Origin of the sequence: Mesorhizobium sp. B2-7-2 (assembly GCF_006440775.1) — a bacterium.
Taxonomy (GTDB): Bacteria; Pseudomonadota; Alphaproteobacteria; order Rhizobiales; family Rhizobiaceae; genus Mesorhizobium.
The window spans coordinates 1-18616 of record NZ_VFTZ01000020.1; the positions used below are offsets into that span (position 1 = coordinate 1).

At 65.1% G+C, this 18616-nt stretch carries 19 protein-coding genes; 8 read left to right on the forward strand and 11 right to left on the reverse strand.

Annotated features, from left to right (window positions below):
- Nucleotides 1-107 precede the first annotated feature (107 nt).
- From FJ425_RS23475 to ccmA, 4 genes are all read right to left on the reverse strand, one after another.
- Entirely contained in the window at nt 108-686 is a 579-nt protein-coding gene (locus FJ425_RS23475; RefSeq protein ID WP_140726385.1) for a DsbE family thiol:disulfide interchange protein, read from the reverse strand.
- The gene (ccmD, locus tag FJ425_RS23480; RefSeq protein ID WP_140700683.1) at nt 683-850 is read right to left on the reverse strand and encodes a heme exporter protein CcmD; all 168 of its coding nucleotides are present in this window, start codon (nt 848-850) and stop codon (nt 683-685) included. Before ccmD ends, FJ425_RS23475 begins: the two co-directional genes overlap by 4 nt.
- A gap of 117 nt (nt 851-967) precedes the next feature.
- Entirely contained in the window at nt 968-1633 is a 666-nt protein-coding gene (gene ccmB, locus FJ425_RS23485) for a heme exporter protein CcmB (RefSeq protein WP_140726388.1), read from the reverse strand.
- Nucleotides 1634-1826: 193 nt separating this feature from the next.
- Nucleotides 1827-2435: a heme ABC exporter ATP-binding protein CcmA gene (gene ccmA, locus FJ425_RS23495; protein ID WP_140726394.1), complete on the reverse strand. Its 609-nt coding sequence runs from the start codon at nt 2433-2435 to the stop codon at nt 1827-1829.
- A gap of 283 nt (nt 2436-2718) precedes the next feature.
- On the opposite strand from ccmA, the gene acnA reads away from it, so the two are divergent.
- Nucleotides 2719-5409, forward strand: coding sequence for an aconitate hydratase AcnA (gene acnA, locus FJ425_RS23500; RefSeq protein ID WP_140726397.1), 2691 nt, complete (start codon nt 2719-2721; stop codon nt 5407-5409).
- Between the two features lie 85 nt (nt 5410-5494).
- On the opposite strand, the gene FJ425_RS23505 is transcribed toward acnA, so the two are convergent.
- Nucleotides 5495-6160: a ceramidase domain-containing protein gene (locus FJ425_RS23505; protein ID WP_140726399.1), complete on the reverse strand. Its 666-nt coding sequence runs from the start codon at nt 6158-6160 to the stop codon at nt 5495-5497.
- 184 nt (nt 6161-6344) lie between these two features.
- On the opposite strand from FJ425_RS23505, the gene FJ425_RS23510 reads away from it, so the two are divergent.
- Together FJ425_RS23510 and FJ425_RS23515 are read left to right on the forward strand one after the other, a co-directional pair.
- Nucleotides 6345-7139 carry a thioredoxin family protein gene (locus FJ425_RS23510; RefSeq protein WP_140726402.1) on the forward strand — a complete coding sequence of 265 codons (795 nt, stop codon included), beginning with the start codon at nt 6345-6347 and terminating at the stop codon, nt 7137-7139.
- A gap of 557 nt (nt 7140-7696) precedes the next feature.
- Entirely contained in the window at nt 7697-8083 is a 387-nt protein-coding gene (locus tag FJ425_RS23515; RefSeq protein WP_140546946.1) for a DUF2794 domain-containing protein, read from the forward strand.
- A 118-nt stretch (nt 8084-8201) separates the two neighbouring features.
- Here FJ425_RS23515 and FJ425_RS23520 read toward each other — a convergent pair whose 3' ends face one another.
- The 4 genes from FJ425_RS23520 to FJ425_RS23535 form a co-directional block, all read right to left on the reverse strand.
- Complete coding sequence (locus tag FJ425_RS23520) at nt 8202-8774, reverse strand: GNAT family N-acetyltransferase (protein WP_140634968.1); 573 nt, start codon at nt 8772-8774, stop codon at nt 8202-8204.
- A 217-nt stretch (nt 8775-8991) separates the two neighbouring features.
- A complete protein-coding gene (locus tag FJ425_RS23525) occupies nt 8992-9732 on the reverse strand; it encodes a Bax inhibitor-1/YccA family protein (RefSeq protein ID WP_140546944.1) in 741 nt (246 codons plus the stop codon).
- 246 nt (nt 9733-9978) lie between these two features.
- A complete protein-coding gene (locus tag FJ425_RS23530; protein WP_140726405.1) occupies nt 9979-12534 on the reverse strand; it encodes an ABC transporter permease in 2556 nt (851 codons plus the stop codon).
- A gap of 4 nt (nt 12535-12538) precedes the next feature.
- The gene (locus FJ425_RS23535) at nt 12539-13234 is read right to left on the reverse strand and encodes an ABC transporter ATP-binding protein (RefSeq protein ID WP_140546942.1); all 696 of its coding nucleotides are present in this window, start codon (nt 13232-13234) and stop codon (nt 12539-12541) included.
- 82 nt (nt 13235-13316) lie between these two features.
- Between FJ425_RS23535 and FJ425_RS23540 the strand changes: the two genes are divergently transcribed.
- Together FJ425_RS23540 and thpR are read left to right on the forward strand one after the other, a co-directional pair.
- Nucleotides 13317-13961: an arylesterase gene (locus FJ425_RS23540; protein WP_140546941.1), complete on the forward strand. Its 645-nt coding sequence runs from the start codon at nt 13317-13319 to the stop codon at nt 13959-13961.
- A gap of 119 nt (nt 13962-14080) precedes the next feature.
- Nucleotides 14081-14674, forward strand: coding sequence for an RNA 2',3'-cyclic phosphodiesterase (thpR, locus tag FJ425_RS23545; RefSeq protein ID WP_140546940.1), 594 nt, complete (start codon nt 14081-14083; stop codon nt 14672-14674).
- Here thpR and FJ425_RS23550 read toward each other — a convergent pair.
- The gene (locus FJ425_RS23550) at nt 14581-14946 is read right to left on the reverse strand and encodes a low molecular weight phosphotyrosine protein phosphatase (RefSeq protein ID WP_348643164.1); all 366 of its coding nucleotides are present in this window, start codon (nt 14944-14946) and stop codon (nt 14581-14583) included. The two genes, thpR and FJ425_RS23550, sit on opposite strands and share 94 nt — an antisense overlap.
- Before the next feature lie 302 nt (nt 14947-15248).
- Between FJ425_RS23550 and FJ425_RS23560 the strand changes: the two genes are divergently transcribed.
- The 3 genes from FJ425_RS23560 to FJ425_RS23570 all read left to right on the forward strand — a co-directional run bounded on the left by FJ425_RS23560 (nt 15249) and on the right by FJ425_RS23570 (nt 17151).
- A complete protein-coding gene (locus FJ425_RS23560) occupies nt 15249-15542 on the forward strand; it encodes a 4a-hydroxytetrahydrobiopterin dehydratase (RefSeq protein ID WP_095769998.1) in 294 nt (97 codons plus the stop codon).
- A 486-nt stretch (nt 15543-16028) separates the two neighbouring features.
- A complete protein-coding gene (locus tag FJ425_RS23565) occupies nt 16029-16391 on the forward strand; it encodes a YkvA family protein (RefSeq protein WP_140726408.1) in 363 nt (120 codons plus the stop codon).
- A 256-nt stretch (nt 16392-16647) separates the two neighbouring features.
- A complete protein-coding gene (locus FJ425_RS23570; protein ID WP_140726411.1) occupies nt 16648-17151 on the forward strand; it encodes an invasion associated locus B family protein in 504 nt (167 codons plus the stop codon).
- 67 nt (nt 17152-17218) lie between these two features.
- Here FJ425_RS23570 and FJ425_RS23575 read toward each other — a convergent pair whose 3' ends face one another.
- Nucleotides 17219-18565, reverse strand: coding sequence for a chloride channel protein (locus tag FJ425_RS23575; RefSeq protein WP_140726414.1), 1347 nt, complete (start codon nt 18563-18565; stop codon nt 17219-17221).
- Nucleotides 18566-18616 lie beyond the last annotated feature (51 nt).

Consider the following 18616-nt stretch of genomic DNA (forward strand, 5'->3'; position numbering starts at 1 on the left):
AATACATGACCGCTCCAGACTTACGCCGCCGCCGCCATTTTGCCTCTTGCCCAAAAGGGGCCGTCCATACATGACGACATAAGCGGGGCCTTGACCCAGCTCCGCCGCTAACCAGGCGCCGCCAGTGCTTTCTCGATCTGCGGCAACAGCAACGCCCTCACCGAGTCGGGCGTCAGTGGCCCGACATGCTTGTAGGCAATCTTGCCGTCCTTGCCGATGACGAAGGTCTCCGGCACGCCATAGACGCCCCAGTCGATCGCCGCGCGCCCGGCCGGATCGGCGCCGATCGCCTGATAGGGATTGCCGAGCTCGCCAAGGAAGCGGCGGGCGTTTTCCGGCTGGTCCTTGTAGTTCAGCGCGGCAAGCGTGAAGCGCTTGTCCTGCGACAGGCCGAGCAGCACCGGATGCTCCTCGCGGCACGGCGCGCACCAGGACGCGAACACGTTGACCAGCGTCACCTTGCCGGCAAAGTCTTTCGACTCGAGCCCCGGCAGGCTCGTCCCTTCGAGCGGCGGCAGGCTGGTCGGCGGCGCCGGCAGGCCGATCAGCGCCGAGGGGATTTCCGAAACGTCGCGGCCCGACAGAAGTTGCGACAGGAACAGCCCCGCCAGCCCCAGGAACACCAAGAGCGGCAGAAGCACGAACAGGCGGCGGCGCGGTGCCGGAGCTTCGCTTTCGAGGCTCATGGCTTGACGGCCTTGTCGGAACGCCGCCGCACCCCGGCCGCTTCCAGCGCTGCAAGCTCACGCCTGCGCGCCCGCTGGTCGAGCAGGATCCAGCCGATCAGTCCGGCCAGCACGACGGCGGTGATGGCATAGGCAGCGGTGACGAACAGGGCGTGCGCGCTCATAGCGACCGCTCCCTGCTCGTGGCCATGTCAACCGTTCCGATCATGCCTTCCCTTAATCTCGTATTGGCAGTTCCGCAATTTGCCGCGGTGCCGCAGTGAGGGAACGTCCTCGTCGCCTCAATCCGTTCCGTGCCGCAACGCCAGCGCCGCCGCCAGTGGACCGAGCACCGCAAGAAACAGCGTCAGCGCGGCAAGAATGAGGAAAGGCTGCAGGAACGGCGCCGGATCGGCCACCGCGCCATAGCTTGCCGAAACGCCGAAGATCAGAACCGGGATGGTGAGCGGCAGCACCAGCACCGAGATAAGCAACCCGCCGCGCGGCAGCGCCACCGCCACCGCGGCACCCGCCGCGCCGATAAACGTGATGGCCGGCGTGCCGACGAGCAATGTGAGCGCCGTGGCGCCGATGCCGAGCGGCTCCATATTCATGAACAGGCCGAGCAGGGGCGCCGCGACCACCAGCGGCAGCACGCTGCCCGTCCAGTGCGCGAGGCATTTCGTCAGCACCGTCAGCGCCAGCATGTGGCGGTCGCCGTTCAGCACCAGGAGATCGAGCGAGCCGTCCTCGCGGTCGGCCTGGAACAGCCGGTCGAGCCCGAGCAGGCAGGCGAGCAGCGCAGCGATCCAAAGGATGGCCGGGCCGATGCGCGACAGGAGGTTGAGATCGGGACCGACGCCGAACGGGATGGTGACGATGACGGCGAGGAAAAAAATCACGCCGATCAGCGCCCCGCCGCCGGCACGGATCGAGAGGCGGATGTCGCGGAGGAAGAGGGCTAGCATGATTTGGGATGCCTGCGCCCAGGCCCCCCTCTCTGGCCTGCCGGCCATCTCCCCCTCAAGGGGGGAGATTGGATGTCGCCTCGGCTTTCGCCAATCTCCAGAGTAGCAAGGCAAATGGGGCGCCTGAGCTGCTGATCTCCCCCCTTGAGGGGGAGATGGCCGGCAGGCCAGAGAGGGGGGCTTAGCGCTAACGTCAACCGGCTACCCTCATTTGCAGCTCGCGCGCCCCCTCTAGCCCCAACGGCAGATGCGTCGCCGCCACCACGATCCCTCCATCCGCCAGATGTCCCCGCATCAGCCCCGCGAACTGCTCCTCCGAGGCCTTGTCCAACCCCGCCGTCGGCTCGTCGAGCAGCCAGACCGGCCGGCGGCTGACCAGGAGCTTGGCGATCGACGCGCGTCGCCTCTGCCCCGTCGACAGATAGCCGAAGGGCAGATGCCCGAGACCGCCGAGCGCCACCGTCTCCAGCGCCTCTTCGACGTCCAGCCCCGGCTCGCCCTGGAAGGCGCGCCAGAAGCCGAGATTCTCCTCGACGCTGAGCGCCGTCTTCATTGCGTTGAGATGGCCGAGATAATGCGAAGCCGAGGCGACCGTCGGGAAAGCCTCGCCGCCGCCCTTGACAAGCACCTTGCCTCCGGCGGCCGGCAGCAGCCCGGCGACGATTCTCAGCAGCGTCGATTTGCCCGCGCCGTTCGGCCCGGTGACGATGAGCGCCTCGCCCTTGTCGAGCGTGAAGCCGACGTTGGAGAAAACCGTCTCGCCGCCGCGCTCGCCGCCCAGATTTTCGGCGATCAGCCGCATTCTTGCCCGTCCCGAAAGCACCGTAGCGCGGCGCTCGCCGCCTCACGCAAATTCGTCTTTCGCCTGTCTAGAACTATTCCGGGAAATTCTCTATATGCGGTTCATCCGTGCCAGCGGTCGGCGCGGGATCAGAATTAGCGCCGAACCAGCGCACGCGCCGCCTTGAACGGCTCGGGTTGCTTGGGAGCGGACAGCGGAAATGGCCGTACCCGCACCTTTGCGCGTGATTGCATGCCAACGGCGTCCGTTCCCTTTCAGGCTGAACAGACAAGGACGGATCGCCGTGACGAAATCCCTCGACAGTTTCAATTGCCGCCGCACCCTGACCGCAGGTGGCGCGGACTATGTTTATTTCGACCTCGTTGAGGCCGAGAAGAACGGCCTCACCGGCATCGCCCGGCTGCCCTATTCGATGAAGGTGCTGCTGGAGAACCTGCTGCGCAACGAGGATGGCCGCTCGGTCACCAGGGAATCGATCCAGGCGGTCGCCGCCTGGCTGACCGACAAGGGCACCGCCGGCGTCGAGATCGCTTATCGCCCGGCCCGCGTGCTGATGCAGGATTTCACCGGCGTCCCGGCCGTCGTCGACCTCGCCGCCATGCGCGACGGCATCAAGGCGCTCGGCGGCGACCCGGAAAAGATCAATCCGCTGGTGCCGGTCGATCTCGTCATCGACCACTCCGTCATCGTCGACGAGTTCGGCACGCCGATGGCCTTCGCCCGCAATGTCGAGTTGGAATATGAGCGCAATGAGGAGCGCTACAAGTTCCTGAAATGGGGCCAGCAGGCCTTCCGCAACTTCCGCGTCGTGCCGCCCGGCACCGGCATCTGCCACCAGGTCAATCTCGAATATCTGGGACAGGTGGTGTGGACCAACGCCGAGGACGGCGAGACCGTCGCCTATCCCGACACCTGCGTCGGCACCGATTCGCACACCACCATGATCAACGGCCTCGGCGTTTTGGGCTGGGGCGTCGGCGGCATCGAGGCCGAGGCCGCGATGCTCGGCCAGCCGGTCTCCATGCTTTTGCCCGAGGTCATCGGCTTCCGCCTCACCGGCAGGCTCAAGGAAGGCGTCACCGCCACCGATCTCGTGCTCACCGTCACCCAGATGCTGCGCAAGAAGGGCGTCGTCGGCAAATTCGTCGAGTTCTTCGGCCCCGGCCTCTCCAACATGACGCTGGCCGACCGCGCCACCATCGGCAACATGGCGCCGGAATATGGCGCCACCTGCGGCTTCTTCCCGGTGGACTCCGAAACCATCCGCTACCTGACCATGTCCGGCCGCGAGGAGAACCGCATCGCGCTGGTCGAGGCCTATTCGAAAGCGCAAGGCATGTGGCGTGACGCCAGCTCGGCCGACCCCGTCTTCACCGATCTGCTCGAACTCGACCTCGGCGAAGTGGTGCCGTCGATGGCCGGCCCGAAGCGCCCGGAAGGCCGCGTCGCCCTGCAGGACATCCCCGCCGGCTTCGCCAAAGCGATGGAGACCGAATACAAGAAGGCCGCCGAGGTCTCGAAGCGCTACGCCGTCGAGGGCACCGATCACGATCTCGGCCATGGCGACGTCGTCATCGCCGCCATCACGTCCTGCACCAACACCTCTAACCCGAGCGTGCTGATCGGCGCCGGCCTCTTGGCCCGCAACGCCAACCGGCGCGGCCTCAAGCAGAAGCCGTGGGTGAAAACCTCGCTCGCACCGGGCAGCCAGGTGGTGGCCGAATATCTCGAAAAGTCCGGCCTGCAGAAGGAGCTCGACCGGATCGGTTTCAACCTGGTCGGCTTCGGCTGCACCACCTGCATCGGCAATTCCGGCCCGCTGCCGGCGCCGATCTCGAAGACCATCAACGACAAGGGCCTGATCGCCGCAGCCGTGCTTTCCGGCAACCGCAACTTCGAAGGCCGCGTCTCGCCGGACGTGCAGGCGAACTACCTCGCCTCGCCGCCGCTGGTAGTCGCGCATGCGCTGGCCGGCACGGTGACCAGGGATCTGACGACCGAGCCGCTCGGCGAAGGCAGCGACGGCAAGCCGGTCTATCTCAAGGACATCTGGCCGACATCGGCGGAGATCCAGGAGTTCATCGAGAAGAACGTCACCCGCGAGCTGTTCGCCCGCAAATATGCCGACGTCTTCAACGGCGACGCCTATTGGCAGAAGGTCAAGGTGCCGGAAGGCCAGACTTACGCCTGGGACGACCACTCGACCTATGTGCAGAACCCGCCCTATTTCGCCGGCATGGGCCGCGCCTTCGGCAAGATCGGCGACATCAAGGGCGCGCGCGTGCTCGGTCTCTTCGGCGACAAGATCACCACCGACCACATCTCGCCGGCCGGTTCGATCAAGGCCGCTTCGCCGGCCGGCAAGTATCTCACCGAGCATGGTGTCGGCGTCGCCGACTTCAACCAGTACGGCACGCGGCGCGGCAATCATGAGGTGATGATGCGCGGCACCTTCGCCAACATCCGCATCCGCAACCACATGCTGGGCGAGAACGGCCGCGAAGGCGGCTACACGATCCACTATCCTTCGAAGGAGGAGATGTCGATCTACGATGCCGCCATGGAATACAAGCAGGAAGGCGTGCCGCTGGTGATCTTCGCCGGCGTCGAATACGGCAACGGCTCCTCGCGCGACTGGGCGGCCAAGGGAACGAATCTCCTTGGTGTCCGCGCGGTCATCGCCCAGTCCTTCGAGCGCATCCACCGCTCCAACCTGGTCGGCATGGGCGTCATCCCGTTCGTCTTCGAGGACGGCACCTCATGGGCCTCCCTCAATTTGAAGGGCGACGAGCTGGTCGAGATCGACGGCCTGGACACGATCAAGCCGCGCCAGAAGATGGTCGCCAAGGTGACCTTCGGCGACGGCACGGTGAAGAACGTGCCGATCGTCTGCCGCATCGATACGCTGGACGAGCTCGACTACTTCAAGAACGGCGGCATCTTGCAATACGTGCTGCGCGATCTCGCTGCTTAACAGCTGCAAGGGAGTAGGGGAGTAAGGGAATAGGGGAGTAGGGCAGGTTGCCCGCTCGATCTGCTTCCCCTACTCCCCTACTCCCCTACTCCCTACCTTTCCCAAACCGCGCCGTCGCCGCCAGCAGCACGGCCAGCATCAGCCCGTTGAAGACGTGCCAGAGGAAATGCGTGCCGAGCGGGAAGCTGGGACAGACCAGCGGATCGATCATGCGGCAGATCGCCGAGACGACGAAGATCGCCGATCCGGTCAGATTGTACCAGCCGGCCCGGTTGCCGGTGGCCGCCACCCACGCCCCGAAGAAGGCGAGCGCCAGGAAAGGCGGCAGGTAGTTCGTCGTGCCGTTCGAAGCCTGGCGCAGCCAGTCCGGCACGGCAAAGGCAATCAGGCCGGCGACGACATAGAAGGCGACGAAGACGAGGATCGCCTTGCCCCACTCCATGCCGAGAAAGCGCCGCAGGTTGAACAGCGTGTAGGCCAGCGTGAAGCCGGCGATCGGCAGGATATCGGCCCAGATCGTGCCTTTGCTGGCGAAGGTATGGAACAGGGTCGAGCCGATGCCGATCGCCACCACCCACCAGGCCAGCACTTCGGCGAAGGTACCGGTCTTGTAGCGCTGCACCTGCCAGACGCCCCACAGTCCCGCGGCAATGAACGCCAGGTTGGTCAAAGCATTGGCCGGCTCCGCCCAAAGTCCAGGCCCCGTCCGTTCGCAATAGAGATCGACAGGCGTCAGGAGAGTTTGCCACATGGTGAGGATGCTGCCCCCGAATCGAACCGCGCCTTGAAATGCAACCGCCCCTCCTATTGCGCGCTTGCCTGCGGCTGCAACAGCAAAAATTTCACCGCAACGTGACTTCCCGTTGACTGGCGCTTCTGCCACACATTTTAGCAATCAGAACAAGGTCGGCGTCACCGGCGGGAATTGGAAAGTCATGGCAATTCAAGGACGATTGCGGCTTGCGGCACTGGCGCTGGCCCTCATGGCGTTGGGCGGCGTGGCCCTTGCAGCCGAGCCCGGAAAGGCCGTGATGGATAAGCCGCGGACCGACAACGCCGAAATCGACAAGCCCCTGGGCGTGGTCGAATTGTTCACCAGCCAAGGCTGCAGTTCCTGTCCGCCGGCCGACGAGCTCTTCGCCGAGCTCGCCGGCAAGGACGACATCATCGCGCTCGCCTACCACGTCAATTACTGGGACTATCTCGGCTGGCAGGACACGCTGAGCACCAAGGAGAACACCGAGCGCCAATATGACTATATGCGCGCCTTCGGCAGCCGCTCGGTCTACACGCCGCAAGCGGTCATCAATGGGCGCAGCCACGTCAACGGTGCCAGCCGCAAGGATGTCGACGGCGCCTTGGCCCGGATGGACCGGACCGGCGAGGGCATGCGGGTCGGCATCAAGGTGAGCCGCACCAGCGACCGCGTCATGATCGACGCGGGCGATGCCGGCAACGGCCCGACCGACGCCCATGTGGTGATCGTCTATTTCGATCCGCCGCAGATGGTGAAGATCGGCCAGGGCGAGAACAGCGGCCGCAGCCTGACCTACTGGAACGCCGTTTCCGACATCCAGACCGCCGGCATGTGGCACGGCAAGGCGCAGCGCTACGAACTGCCGATGACCGAGATCGCCAAGAAGGGCGGCTGCGCGGTGCTGCTGCAGTCGGTCGGCAAGGACGGCATGCCGGGACCGATCCTCGGCGCCGCCTTCATCCGCAAGCCATAAACCCCTTCTCCCCTTGTGGGAGAAGGTGGATCGGCGCGCAGCGCCGAGACGGATGAGGGGTGTTCCAGCAGAGTGAGACGTTGGCGTTCCCTGGAGCACCCCTCATCCGGCCGCTTCGCGGCCACCTTCTCCCACAAGGGGAGAAGGGAGAGTTCTGCCGAGCAATAAAAAACCGGCGTCAGCTTGCTTCTGACGCCGGTCATTCAGGTTTTGGGATCGTCGCACCTGATTTTTCCAAGGAAAAACCGAGGTTGGTTCGATCCGACGCTGACCCGTGGGCGGGGGGCTTGGGGTTTACGAGCCGGTGCCGGACCGAACCGTCTCAGGCAACGACCGTAAATTCGTCGGACATTGGGGCATGAGCGCGGATTATTTGTGGCGAGAATGTGGCGGAGCATCACCAATTCCAACATGTGTTTCGCAAACGTGACTGGACGTTTGGGAAAACGCGCGACCCTGCGCGTGTTCGGCCGGCCTGCAATTCCATCGCGCCCTTGCAATTCCCTTATGAAAGCGCGAACCTTGGCCGGCGCATGATTCAATCGAAGGATCGAGGCATGACCGATCACAGCGGCGGGACGGAGGATGGGGAAGCATCCGGAATATTGATCCCGTTGCACGAGGCGCGCAACGCACGCCTCGACCAGCCGGTGCGATTCGACCGGCGCGAGCTCGACCAGATCCTGAGGCTTTACGGACGCATGGTTGCGGCCAATGAATGGCGCGACTACGCGATCGACCATCTCACTGATCGCGCTGTCTTTTCCGTCTTCCGCCGGGCCAGCGAAGTGCCGCTGTTCCAGATCGTCAAGGACCCCAGGCTGGCGCGCCGGCAAGGCGCTTTCGCCGTCATCGCCGCCGGCGGCCGCATCCTCAAGCGCGGCCAGGAACTCGGCCGCGTGCTTGGTGTCTTCGATGCCAAGCTTAAGGTTGTCGAGGCGTGATCCGGAAAGAAGAGGAACTGGAGAACTGAAGAATTGAGGAACTGGAGAAAAGGAAGAAGGCGGCTAAATCGGCCCTGAATGCCTTTCCAATTCTCCAATTCCCCAGTTCTCCAATTCCTCAATTCCCCATCCCCCGAAACCTTCGCTCCGGCAGCGAATCCGGATCGGGCGGCAATTCCGCGCCGCCATTCAGCGAAAGCTGCATGAACACCGTGTCCAGCCAGCGTCCATGCTTGTAGCCGGATCCTTCCAGGCGCCCGGAATGGCGGAAGCCGAGCTTCTCGTGCAGCCGCACCGAGGCACTGTCCGCGTGGCCGTCGCCGATGACCGCGATGATCTGGCGGAAGCCCGCCGCGCGCGCCGCCTCGATCAGCGCACGCATCAGCAGCAAGCCCACGCCCTGCCCCTTGGCCTCCGGCGCGACATAGACCGAATCCTCGATGACGAATCGGTAGGCGGGGCGCGGCCGGAACGGCCCGGCATAGGCATAGCCAAGCACGATGCCGTCCTTCTCCACCACCAGATAAGGAAAGCCGCCCGCCGCCAGGTTGTCGAATCGGTTGCCCATTTCAGCGCGGCTCGGCGGCTCCAGCTCGTAGCTTGCCGTACCGTGCGTGACCGCATCGGCATAGATTTCGGTGATTCGGTCGAGGTCGGCCGCGATGGCAGGTCTGATGACAATGGTGCTCATAATTTGTGCAGTTCTCTTTGCTGCCTCGATAACAGCAGAGGACTGCGCGAAAAGAAAGGGCGGCCGTTGGGCCGCCCTTCGCAAATCTATGGTCCACTGAAACCAGGGTAACCGCCCTCAGAGCAATTCCAGGAAAAGTGTGCGCGGTTTTCCGTCCGGAATTGCGTTAAACAAGAAGATAGAGTGGTTCGCCGTTTCCGTGAAACGGCGAACTGCTCTAGCGGCGGTCGCCCATGAACTGCAGCAGGAACATGAACAGGTTGATGAAGTCGAGATAGAGGCGCAGCGCGCCCATGATCGCCTTGCGGCCGGCGACGTCAGCGACGTCACCCTCGAAATACATCTCCTTGATCTTCTGCGTGTCGTAGGCGGTCAGGCCCGCGAACACCAACACGCCGATCGCCGAGATAGCGAAAGCGAGCGCCGACGACTGCAGGAAGATGTTGATCAGCATCGCGATCAGCAGGCCGATCACGCCCATGATCAGGAACGAGCCGAACGCCGACAGGTCGCGCCTGGTCGTGTAGCCGTAGAGCGACAGGCCGCCAAAGGCCGCGGCCGTGGCGAAGAAGGTCTGGGTAATGCTGGTGCCGGTGTAGACGAGGAAGATCGTCGACAGCGACAGGCCGACAAGGCCGGCATAGACCCAGAACGTGGCCTGCGCCGCGCCCACGCTCATCGACTGGATGCGGAACGACAGGAACATCACGGCGGCGAGCGGCGCCAGGATGACGACCCAGCGGAACGCGCTTGCATAGATCAGCTGGCCGAAAGCGGTCAGCTGGCCGTCGCCGGTGATGGCGAGCTGGAAGGCGCCCCAGGCGGCAAGGCCGGTGATCAAAAGGCCAAGCCCCATGAGGTTGTAGACTTTGATCATGTAGGCGCGCAGGCCCTGATCAATATCGACGCGCGCGCCGGGGGCGGCGGACGTCTGGTAGTTGCGAATGGGATCAGCCATTGGAAATCCTCTGTTGCTTCTGCCCCGTCCGGTGACAGGTCTTTTGAGACCAGGCGCCGCTGGCGGGGCTCCAGCATGCCTGCGCAAAATATGAGCGTTCTCGACGTCAAGAACAAGACGGTAACGAGGCGCAACGCTTCGTGAGATGGCAAAAGGCCGCTTTTCGGGTCTTTCGGGCGGCATTCTTACAAAAGTTTAACCGGGCTTACAAAGATTTAACCGGGCGGGCGGCTCTCGGCCCCTCCGTCAGAGGTTGCGCAGCACCGGCGCTGCCTTGTGGCCGAGCACCCGCCAGGTGCCGGCAAGGCCGATGCCGACGGTGACCGCCAGCGAAACCAGGATCGTCGCCACCGCCACTTCCGGCATGAAATGCGACGGCAGCGTCATGATATGCGCGACCACGAACCAGGCGGCGATGCCGCCGGCGACGAGCGCGAACAGCGCGGTCGCAAGGCCGATCAGCATATATTCCAGGGAGAAGGCCGCAATCAGCGTCCTGCGCGTCGCGCCGAGCGTCTTCAGCACCACCGCGTCGTGGATGCGCGCCCGGTTGCCGGCGGCCAAAGCGCCGGAGAGCACCAGCACCGAGGCGATCAGCGCCACGCCGGCCGCGGCGCGGATCGCCGTGCCCAATTGCGCGACCAGCCGGTTGACGATGTCGAGCGCGTCCTTGACGCGCACCGTCGTCACCGCGGGAAAGGCGCGGGTGACGGCGTTGAGCAGCCTTGCGTCGTCAGCCGTGGTGGCTTGTTTGTCGGTCAGTGTCGCCAGCCAGCCATGCGGCGCCCCGGCAAAGGTGTTGGGCGAGAACACCATGACGAAATTGATCCCCATCGTCTCCCACTCGACCTGGCGGAAATTGGCGATCTTCGCCGCGACATTGCGGCCGAGCACGTTGACGGTGACGGTGTCGCCGAGCTTCAGCCCGATCGCCTTGCCCTCCTCGGCCGAAAACGACACCAGCGGCTCGCCGGAATAATCCTGCGGCCACCACGCTCCTTCGGTCAGCGTCGCGTTGTCCGGCTTTCTCGCGTCATAGGTCAGGCCGCGGTCGCCGCGCAGCACCCAGGCGCCGTCGGCCGGGATCTTCACCTTGTCGACATCGACGCCGTTGAGCGCCATGATGCGGCCGCGCAGCATCGGCACCTTGACCAGCGTTCCCCGCGGCGACTCCTTGCCGACAAGGTTGGCGAAGGCATCGACATCGCTGCTCTGGATGTCGACGAAGAAGAAGTTCGGCGCCCGCTCGGGCAGGCTGCCGGAGATCTGCCGCCTGAGATTCCCATCGATCAGCGCCAAGGTGACGAGAAGCGTCAGCCCGAGGCCGAGCGACAGCACCACCGAGGGCGTCAGCGCGCCGGGACGGTGGATGTTGCCGAGCGCCAGCCGCAGCGACACGAAACGCACGCGTGGACTTTTCCTAGCGGCCCATTGCACCAGCGTCGCCACCAGCCGCAGCACCAGGAAGGCGAAGACCGTGGCGCCGACGAAGATCGAGGCGATGCGGTAGTCGTTGGCTGAAAGGATCGCCAACGCCGCCAGCGCCAGCACGATCGCGAGCGCCGCGCCCGTATAGGGCAGGCGCGGCAGGCCCCGGCTTTCAAAGCCCATTTCGCGGAACAACGCGGTTGCCGGCACGTCGCGGGCGCGGCCGAGCGGCAAGAGCGCGAAAGCCAGCGTCACCAGCAGGCCGAATAGCGCGGCAAGAGCAAGCGCGCCGGGATAGAAGCCGCCTTGCGCCGGCACGGGGATGACCGACTGCAGCAGCGCGCTCGCCACGAACGGCATCGCGGCGCCGACGATAAGACCGAGCACGATGCCGAGGCCCGCGATCAACAGGATCTGCACCAGATAGACGGTGAAGACGAAGCCGCCCGAGGCGCCGAGGCTCTTGAAGGTGGCGATGACGCCGCGTTTGCCGTCGAGATAGGCGCGCACGGCGTTGGCCACGCCGACGCCGCCGACCACCAGCGCCGTCAGCCCGACGAGCGTCAGGAACTGCGAGAAGCGCTCGATATTGGCGGAGAGCGCGGGGGCGGCGTTGCTGCGTGTGCGGATCGACCAGCCGGCCTGCGGGAAATCCTTCGCGGCTTGAGCCTGGATATCCTTGATCCGCGCCTCGGACGTCCCCTCGGGCAGCCGCACCTTATATGCGTTCTCGACCAGGCTGCCGAGCTGCACAAGGCCGGATGCCGCAAGGCCCTGGCGCGAAATCATCAGCCGCGGCGCGAAGCCGAAACCGTCCGAGACCGCATCGGGCTCGCTGACCAGCCTCGCCCGCAGTTCGAAAACGGCGCCGCCGAGCTTCAGCCTGTCGCCGATGTGGAGGTTGAGCCGGTCGAACAACAGGTCGGGCGCGGCGGCGCCGAACACGCCGGATCTTTCGCCGAACAACTGCTCCTTCGGCAGCGCCGGATCGGTTTCCAGGGCGCCGAAGAGCGGGTAGGCGTCGTCCACGGCCTTCGCCTCGACCAGCGCCTGGTCCGAGCCGTCCTCCAGCCGTGCCATCGAGCGCATGCCGGAATTGAACGAGACCGCGCCGAGGCCCTTGATGAAGCCGAGCTCCGCATCCGAAGCGCTGCGCTGGTTGACCTGGAAGCGCAAATCGCCGCCGAGCAGCGTCTGGCCCTGATTGGCGACGCCGGCCGAGATCGCCTGCGCCACCGAATTGACGCCGCCGATCGCCGCGACGCCCAGCGCGATGCAGGCCAGGAAGATCATGAAGCCGGACAGGCCGCCGCGCATCTCGCGCAGCGAGAAGCGGATGGCGAGCTTCAGGGTTCGAAGCCGGGAGGCCGCCATGCCTCTATGCCGTCACTTTGAGCAACGGCGCATCCTCGATCCGCCCCGAACGCATCGACACCTGGCGCGCGCAACGCCCGGCCAGCGCGGGATCATGCGTCACCAGCACCAGCGTCATGCCGCGCTCCGCCGCCTTGGCGAACAGGAGATCGGCGATCTGCTTTCCCGTCACCTGGTCGAGATTGCCGGTCGGTTCGTCGGCGATAAGAATGCGCGGCGACGGTGCCAGCGCCCGTGCAATCGCCACGCGCTGCTGCTCGCCGCCGGAAAGCTCGCCCGGATAGTGCGTCACGCGGTCGCTCAGGCCGACGGCCGCGAGCTCGCGCGCGGCCACGCCGAACGGATCGGAATGGCCGGCAAGCTCGAGCGGCACGGCGACATTTTCCAGCGCCGTCATATTGGGGATGAGATGGAAGGACTGGAAGACGATACCGATGTTTCGCCCCCGAAACGAAGCAATCTGATCCTCGCTTTTGTCATTGATCAGCTCGCCGGCGATCCGGACTGTGCCCGAATCGACCCTTTCCAGGCCGGCAAGGACCATCAGCAGGGTGGACTTTCCCGAGCCCGACGGACCGACAATGCCGGTCGCTTCGCCGGCCGCCACGTCGAGGCTCACGCCCTGCAGCACATGGACGGATGACGCGCCCTCGCCGAGCCTCAGCGATATGTCCCTCAGCGCGATGACGGCTTCTGTCACAATGAAAGCGCCCTATATGTGAAAAAAGGAGACGGCCGCTGTCTCCTCCCTTGGATTGTTCCGGTCATATGGGGCTCGCCGCATGGCTTTCAAACACCGTTTTGCCGCAGCCCTCATCCTTTTCCTCGGCCTTTGCGCCGCCATCTCGCCGGCGCGCGCCGCAACCTTCACCATAGTCGGCTTCGGCGACAGCCTGATGGCTGGCTACAGCCTTGGACCCGGCCAGGGTTTCACCGACAGGCTGCAGGCGGCCCTGAAGGCAAAGGGCCTCGACGTCGCCGTCGCCAATGCCGGCGTGTCGGGCGACACCTCGAGCGGCGGGCTGGCGCGGCTCGACTGGTCGGTGCCGGACGGCACAAGGCTGGTGATCCTCGAGCTCGGCGCCAACGACATGCTGCGCGGCGTCTCGCCCGAGATCGCCGAAAAGAACCTCGACGCGATGCTGGGCAAGCTGAAGCAGCGCAACATCCCGGCGCTTCTCGCCGGCATGCGCGCCGCGCCCAATCTCGGCGCCGACTACCAGAAGGTCTTCGACGCCATCTATCCGAGGCTGGCCGAAAGATACGGCGTTCCGCTCTATCCGTTCTTCCTCGACGGCGTCGCCGGCCACCCCGACCTGCAGCTGGGAGACGGCCTGCACCCCAATCCGCGGGGTGTCGACGTCATGGTCGAGCGCATCCTGCCTGTGGTGGAAAAGGCGATCGCCGACAATGGGGGGCCATCATGAGTCCGTAATGCCACGCTTTCCGCTGGGGAAAACTTTGTGGATAACAAACCGCTTGCCCCGCGCCAATATCGATGATTCGCTAGGAACGAGAGTTTCGATTCGAGGACAGGAGGCTTCACATGCCACGTCTTTTCACCGCCCTCGAAATTCCGCGTGATGCTGCTCTCTCTTTGTCCCTGCTCCGGGGCGGGCTGCCCGGAGCGCGCTGGATCGACGTCGAAAACTACCACCTGACGCTGCGCTTCATCGGCGATGTCGAGGGCCATGTCGCCGATGAGATCGCCAACGCCCTCGACCGCGTCGACCGCCCCTCTTTCCAGCTCACGCTCGCCGGCGTCGGCGCCTTCGGCGGCAAGAAGCCGCATGCGGTGTGGGCCGGCGTGTCGGCCTCGCCCGACCTGACGGCGCTGCAGGGCGAGATCGACCGCATCTGCCAGCGGCTCGGCCTGCCGGCCGACCCACGCAAGTTTTCGCCGCATGTGACGCTGGCGCGCCTGCGCAATGGGAGCCCGCTCGATGTCGCGCAATATCTTTCGGCGCGCGGCAATTTCGCGGCATTGCCCTTCCGCGTCGGCCGCTTCGTCCTGATGTCGTCGCGCGATTCGGTCGGTGGCGGCCCCTACATCGTCGAGGAAGCCTGGCCGCTGGTCGGCGAAGCGCTGGCCCCGAGCCGCTTCGCCAGCGCATCCGACGCCTCGCGGATCATGCGGTAGACCGAGGCGAAGGCCTCGGCGCCATCGCAATAGGGATCGGGAACGTCCACGGCCTTTCCCGCGGCAGAATCCAGATAAAGATGGGTGCGGTAGCGCGCGGCCTGCGAGGCCAGCGTCTTGAGGTCGCGCACATTCGCCCGGTCCATGCCGAGGATCAGGTCGAAACGCGAAAAATCCTCCTGCAGCACCTTGCGCGCCCGCTGCCCTGAAGTGTCGACGCCGTGCCCTTGCCGCCACCGCGATCGAGCGCCGGTCCGGCTCCTGGCCGGCATGCCAGCCGCCCGTCCCGGCCGAATCGATCACCAGACCCTGGTCTTGCCTTGCTCGGTCAGGACGGCGCGGAACACGCCCTCGGCCAGCGCATCGGCGCGAAAATCGGAATCGATTTTCGGAAAAGCACGATGCGCCGATTCAAAGTGTTAGAGCGTCCTTTGCGCGTCCGGAGGACGCGCGGCGCTCTAATGGCGAGCGGCAGATGTTGCCAAGGCAGACGAACAGAATGGATTTTATGGGCTTTGCGCTCATCGATCCGGCGCTATGGTTGGATCATCTGCGAATAGCACAGGGACCGGACATGAACAGGGAAAAACTCAACAAGGAAGCGATCGTCGCCGCGCTTGCGGAACTTGACGGCTGGTCGCTCGCCGCCGACGGCGCCTCCATCAAGCGCAGCTTCGTCTTCAAGAATTTCTCCGAGGCCTTTGCCTTCATGACGCGCGTGGCGCTGGCGGCCGAAAAGATGGACCATCACCCGGACTGGTCGAATGTCTACAAGACCGTCGACGTGACGCTGAACACGCATGACGCAGGCGGCGTCACGGCGCTGGACATCGAGCTCGCCAAGCGGATGAACGTCTATTTCGGCTGAGGGCGAGCGGACTTGGTCATTCCAGGGCGGAGCAAGGAGCGAAGCGACGCGCGCAGACCCTGGAATCCATTCCGTGACCTACGAGCGTCGCGGCGGTGCAGAAAGCGGCGAACATTCGCGATTGGCCGAAGCTAACTTCGTCATCCACGGGCGGAGCGACGCGAAGCGGAGCGCAGACCCGAGGATCCATTCCGTGACCTTGGCCGAAGAGCGCAGCGGGGCAGGATTCCGCACCGTGAGCGCTCATATGTCACGGAATGGATCCTCGGGTCTGCGCGCGTCGCTTCGCTCCTTGCTCCGCCCGTGGATAACGATCGGAGGAGTGCCTTGGCCAACCATCAACACTGAGGCGATTGCCATGTTGGTTATTGTTGCAAATTCGATTTTTAGTTCGACACACCCCCAAACTCTTGCAGCAGCCCCCCGCTTTCACCACATCTGTCGCCGCAGGCCGGCGTGCGAGGACGCGCGGCCAGGGAGCGACTGATGGCGCAAGGTACCGGTTTCGACTTCTTCGGCTTCGGCGACAAGCTCGCCGGCGAGGGCGAGGTGCGCGAAAAATTCTGGCGCACCGCCAAGAAGGCGGCGCGGCAGATTCCGTTCATGGACGAGGTTGTCGCCGCCTATTATTGCGCCATGGACAGGGACACGCCGCTGCGCGCCAAGGGTATCCTGCTCGCCGCGCTGGGCTATTTCGTCCTGCCGGTGGATTTCATCCCCGACTTCATCTTCGGCCTCGGCTTCACCGACGACCTTGCCGTGCTGACGGCGGCGATCACGGCCGTCAGCGCCCACATCACGCCTGCGCACAGGCAGGCGGCCAAAAAGGCGCTGGCGGACAAGAGCTGATCCCGGCTCGCTTCAGGCCCGCAATCGGCGCGGGCGAAAAGACAAACTCTTGCCGTTTTCGTGGCATCCAACTCCGCGCCGGGACGTCGCGCCGGCATCAATCCACAGTGGCGGCGCGGATGGTGGCGGTTTCCTGGGGTGGGTTCCTTTTCTTCGAGGACAATTCACCGTTTGGTAACCCTGATTAAATCAAAATGAAGCGACGGCAGGACGCCACGCGGCCCGCCTCCGCACCATTTGGAATACGGGAAGAACGATGCGCGGATTGATTGCTATAGTTTCCAGCCTGGTCCTGGCGGCCTCGGCGATGCCGGCGTTGGCGCAGCAGGCAACCAAGATCGGCCAGCACAACGCCTGGGGCACCTACAGCTATCAGTCGGCCGCCGGCAAGGTCTGCTATGTGCTGACCGTGCCCACCGACAAGCAGCCCCCGTCGCTCGACCATGGCGACATGTTCTTCTTCGTCAGCCAGCGGCCCGGACAGCAGGTCTCCTACGAGCCTCAATTCATCGCCGGCTACAACTTCCAGGAAGGCTCGAAGGCCACGGTCACCATCGACAAGAAGAGCTTCTCGATGTTCACCCGCGGCAAGTCGGCCTGGGTCGAGAACGCCGCGGAAGAGCCGGTGCTTATTGCCGCCATGAAGACGGGCTCCGACATGAAGGTGCAGGCCAAGTCCGGCCGCGGCAACCCCACTTCCTACGTCTTCTCGCTGAAGGGCATCTCGGCCGCGCTGGCCTCGATCGCCAAGTGCAAATAAGCGGGAACCGCGTTCGAACCTGACGCAAGGCCGGACATCATGCCCGGCCTGTTGTTTGGGATGGCGCTCAGCCCTGTGCCGGAATCTCCGCCCGTCGCCGCCGGATCGCCTCGGCGATGAAGACGCGCGACAGCGCGTGGTAGAGCGGTTCGTTGGAGATCAGCCTCGCCGTGCCGTAGCCGAGCATCGACGCGCACATCAGCGCGATCACATTGTCGTGGTTGCCGGTCATTTCCAGGATGATGACGAAGGCCGTCATCGGCGCCTGCACGACGCCGGCGAAATAGCCGGCCATGCCGAGCAGCGCCGCGGTTCCCGTGGCCGTGCCGAAGACCAGGCCGAGCGTGCTGCCAAGGCCGGCTCCGACCGCCAGCGACGGTGCGAAGAGGCCGCCGGGAATGCCCGATACCATCGACAGCAGGCCGGCGGCGAATTTCTCGACGAAGAAGAAGGCCGGCAGCGGCGTGCCTTCGATCGCGCCGCGCGCCTGCGTGTAGCCCGTGCCGAAGGTCGATCCCCCGGAGGCGATGCCGATCGCGGCGACGGCCAGGCCGCAGACAGCCGCCACGACCAGCGCGCGCGGCAGCGGCTGCAGCGCATTCCAGCGCCGGATGCGGCGCATGACTTTCAGCGCCAAGAGCGAGAACAGCGCGCCGACACCGCCGCCGATGATGCCGCAGGCGAGCACCAGCGGCCAGTCCGTGGCGAAGGCGACCGTGTCCCTGGCGACGCCGAAATAGGTGTAGTTGCCGAGCAGCCCGAGCGAGGCGAGGCCGGCCAGGATCACCGCCGTCAGCACCAGCCCGTTGGTGCGCGCCTCGTAGGCCCGGCCCATTTCCTCGATGGCGAAGACGATGCCGGCAAGCGGCGTATTGAAGGCGGCGGCGATGCCGGCGGCGGAGCCTGCCAGGATCAGGCCGCGCGCCTGCGCCATGCCGCCCCAGCGCGCCGCCTGCAGCATCAGCGAAGCGCCGACCTGCACTGTCGGGCCCTCGCGCCCGATCGAGGCGCCGCAGGCGAGGCCGACGATGGTCAGCGCGATCTTGCCCACCACCAGCCTGAGCGACAGGATATGGCTGCGATCGTCCTCGTCGCGCAGATGCCGCGCCGCGATCGCCTGCGGAATGCCGCTGCCTTGCGATCCCGGAAAGAAGGAATGCGCAAGCCAGGCGCAAAAGACGAAACCGAGCGGCGTCACGACGAGCGGCAGGTAGAAGCGCCAGCCGCCGTCATTGCCCGTCATGACATGGAACAGGGCTTGCGCCCGGTCGGCGAGCAGAGCGAACAGGACGCTGATCAGGCCGATCGAGATGGCGCCGGCCCAGAAGACGAGGCGCGGCTGCCAGACGCGCCGCGACATCCACATGGCGTGGGAACGCCGCAGCATGCGGGATTTTCGCGATATGCCGGCCATGACCGTCCTCTTGATGGTCACCCGCCCTAGCATACTCGCCCGGCCGATCAA

What these genes read in the sequence shown, in the direction of transcription:
- FJ425_RS23475 (WP_140726385.1), bottom strand. Translation starts at nt 686, where the DNA reads ATGAGCCTCGAAAGCGAAGCTCCGGCACCGCGCCGCCGCCTGTTCGTG.
- ccmD (WP_140700683.1), bottom strand. Translation starts at nt 850, where the DNA reads ATGAGCGCGCACGCCCTGTTCGTCACCGCTGCCTATGCCATCACCGCC.
- ccmB (WP_140726388.1), bottom strand. Translation starts at nt 1,633, where the DNA reads ATGCTAGCCCTCTTCCTCCGCGACATCCGCCTCTCGATCCGTGCCGGC.
- ccmA (WP_140726394.1), bottom strand. Translation starts at nt 2,435, where the DNA reads ATGCGGCTGATCGCCGAAAATCTGGGCGGCGAGCGCGGCGGCGAGACG.
- FJ425_RS23505 (WP_140726399.1), bottom strand. Translation starts at nt 6,160, where the DNA reads ATGTGGCAAACTCTCCTGACGCCTGTCGATCTCTATTGCGAACGGACG.
- FJ425_RS23510 (WP_140726402.1), top strand. Translation starts at nt 6,345, where the DNA reads ATGGCAATTCAAGGACGATTGCGGCTTGCGGCACTGGCGCTGGCCCTC.
- FJ425_RS23515 (WP_140546946.1), top strand. Translation starts at nt 7,697, where the DNA reads ATGACCGATCACAGCGGCGGGACGGAGGATGGGGAAGCATCCGGAATA.
- FJ425_RS23520 (WP_140634968.1), bottom strand. Translation starts at nt 8,774, where the DNA reads ATGAGCACCATTGTCATCAGACCTGCCATCGCGGCCGACCTCGACCGA.
- FJ425_RS23525 (WP_140546944.1), bottom strand. Translation starts at nt 9,732, where the DNA reads ATGGCTGATCCCATTCGCAACTACCAGACGTCCGCCGCCCCCGGCGCG.
- FJ425_RS23530 (WP_140726405.1), bottom strand. Translation starts at nt 12,534, where the DNA reads ATGGCGGCCTCCCGGCTTCGAACCCTGAAGCTCGCCATCCGCTTCTCG.
- FJ425_RS23540 (WP_140546941.1), top strand. Translation starts at nt 13,317, where the DNA reads ATGGCTTTCAAACACCGTTTTGCCGCAGCCCTCATCCTTTTCCTCGGC.
- thpR (WP_140546940.1), top strand. Translation starts at nt 14,081, where the DNA reads ATGCCACGTCTTTTCACCGCCCTCGAAATTCCGCGTGATGCTGCTCTC.
- FJ425_RS23550 (WP_348643164.1), bottom strand. Translation starts at nt 14,946, where the DNA reads ATGCCGGCCAGGAGCCGGACCGGCGCTCGATCGCGGTGGCGGCAAGGG.
- FJ425_RS23560 (WP_095769998.1), top strand. Translation starts at nt 15,249, where the DNA reads ATGAACAGGGAAAAACTCAACAAGGAAGCGATCGTCGCCGCGCTTGCG.
- FJ425_RS23565 (WP_140726408.1), top strand. Translation starts at nt 16,029, where the DNA reads ATGGCGCAAGGTACCGGTTTCGACTTCTTCGGCTTCGGCGACAAGCTC.
- FJ425_RS23570 (WP_140726411.1), top strand. Translation starts at nt 16,648, where the DNA reads ATGCGCGGATTGATTGCTATAGTTTCCAGCCTGGTCCTGGCGGCCTCG.
- FJ425_RS23575 (WP_140726414.1), bottom strand. Translation starts at nt 18,565, where the DNA reads ATGGCCGGCATATCGCGAAAATCCCGCATGCTGCGGCGTTCCCACGCC.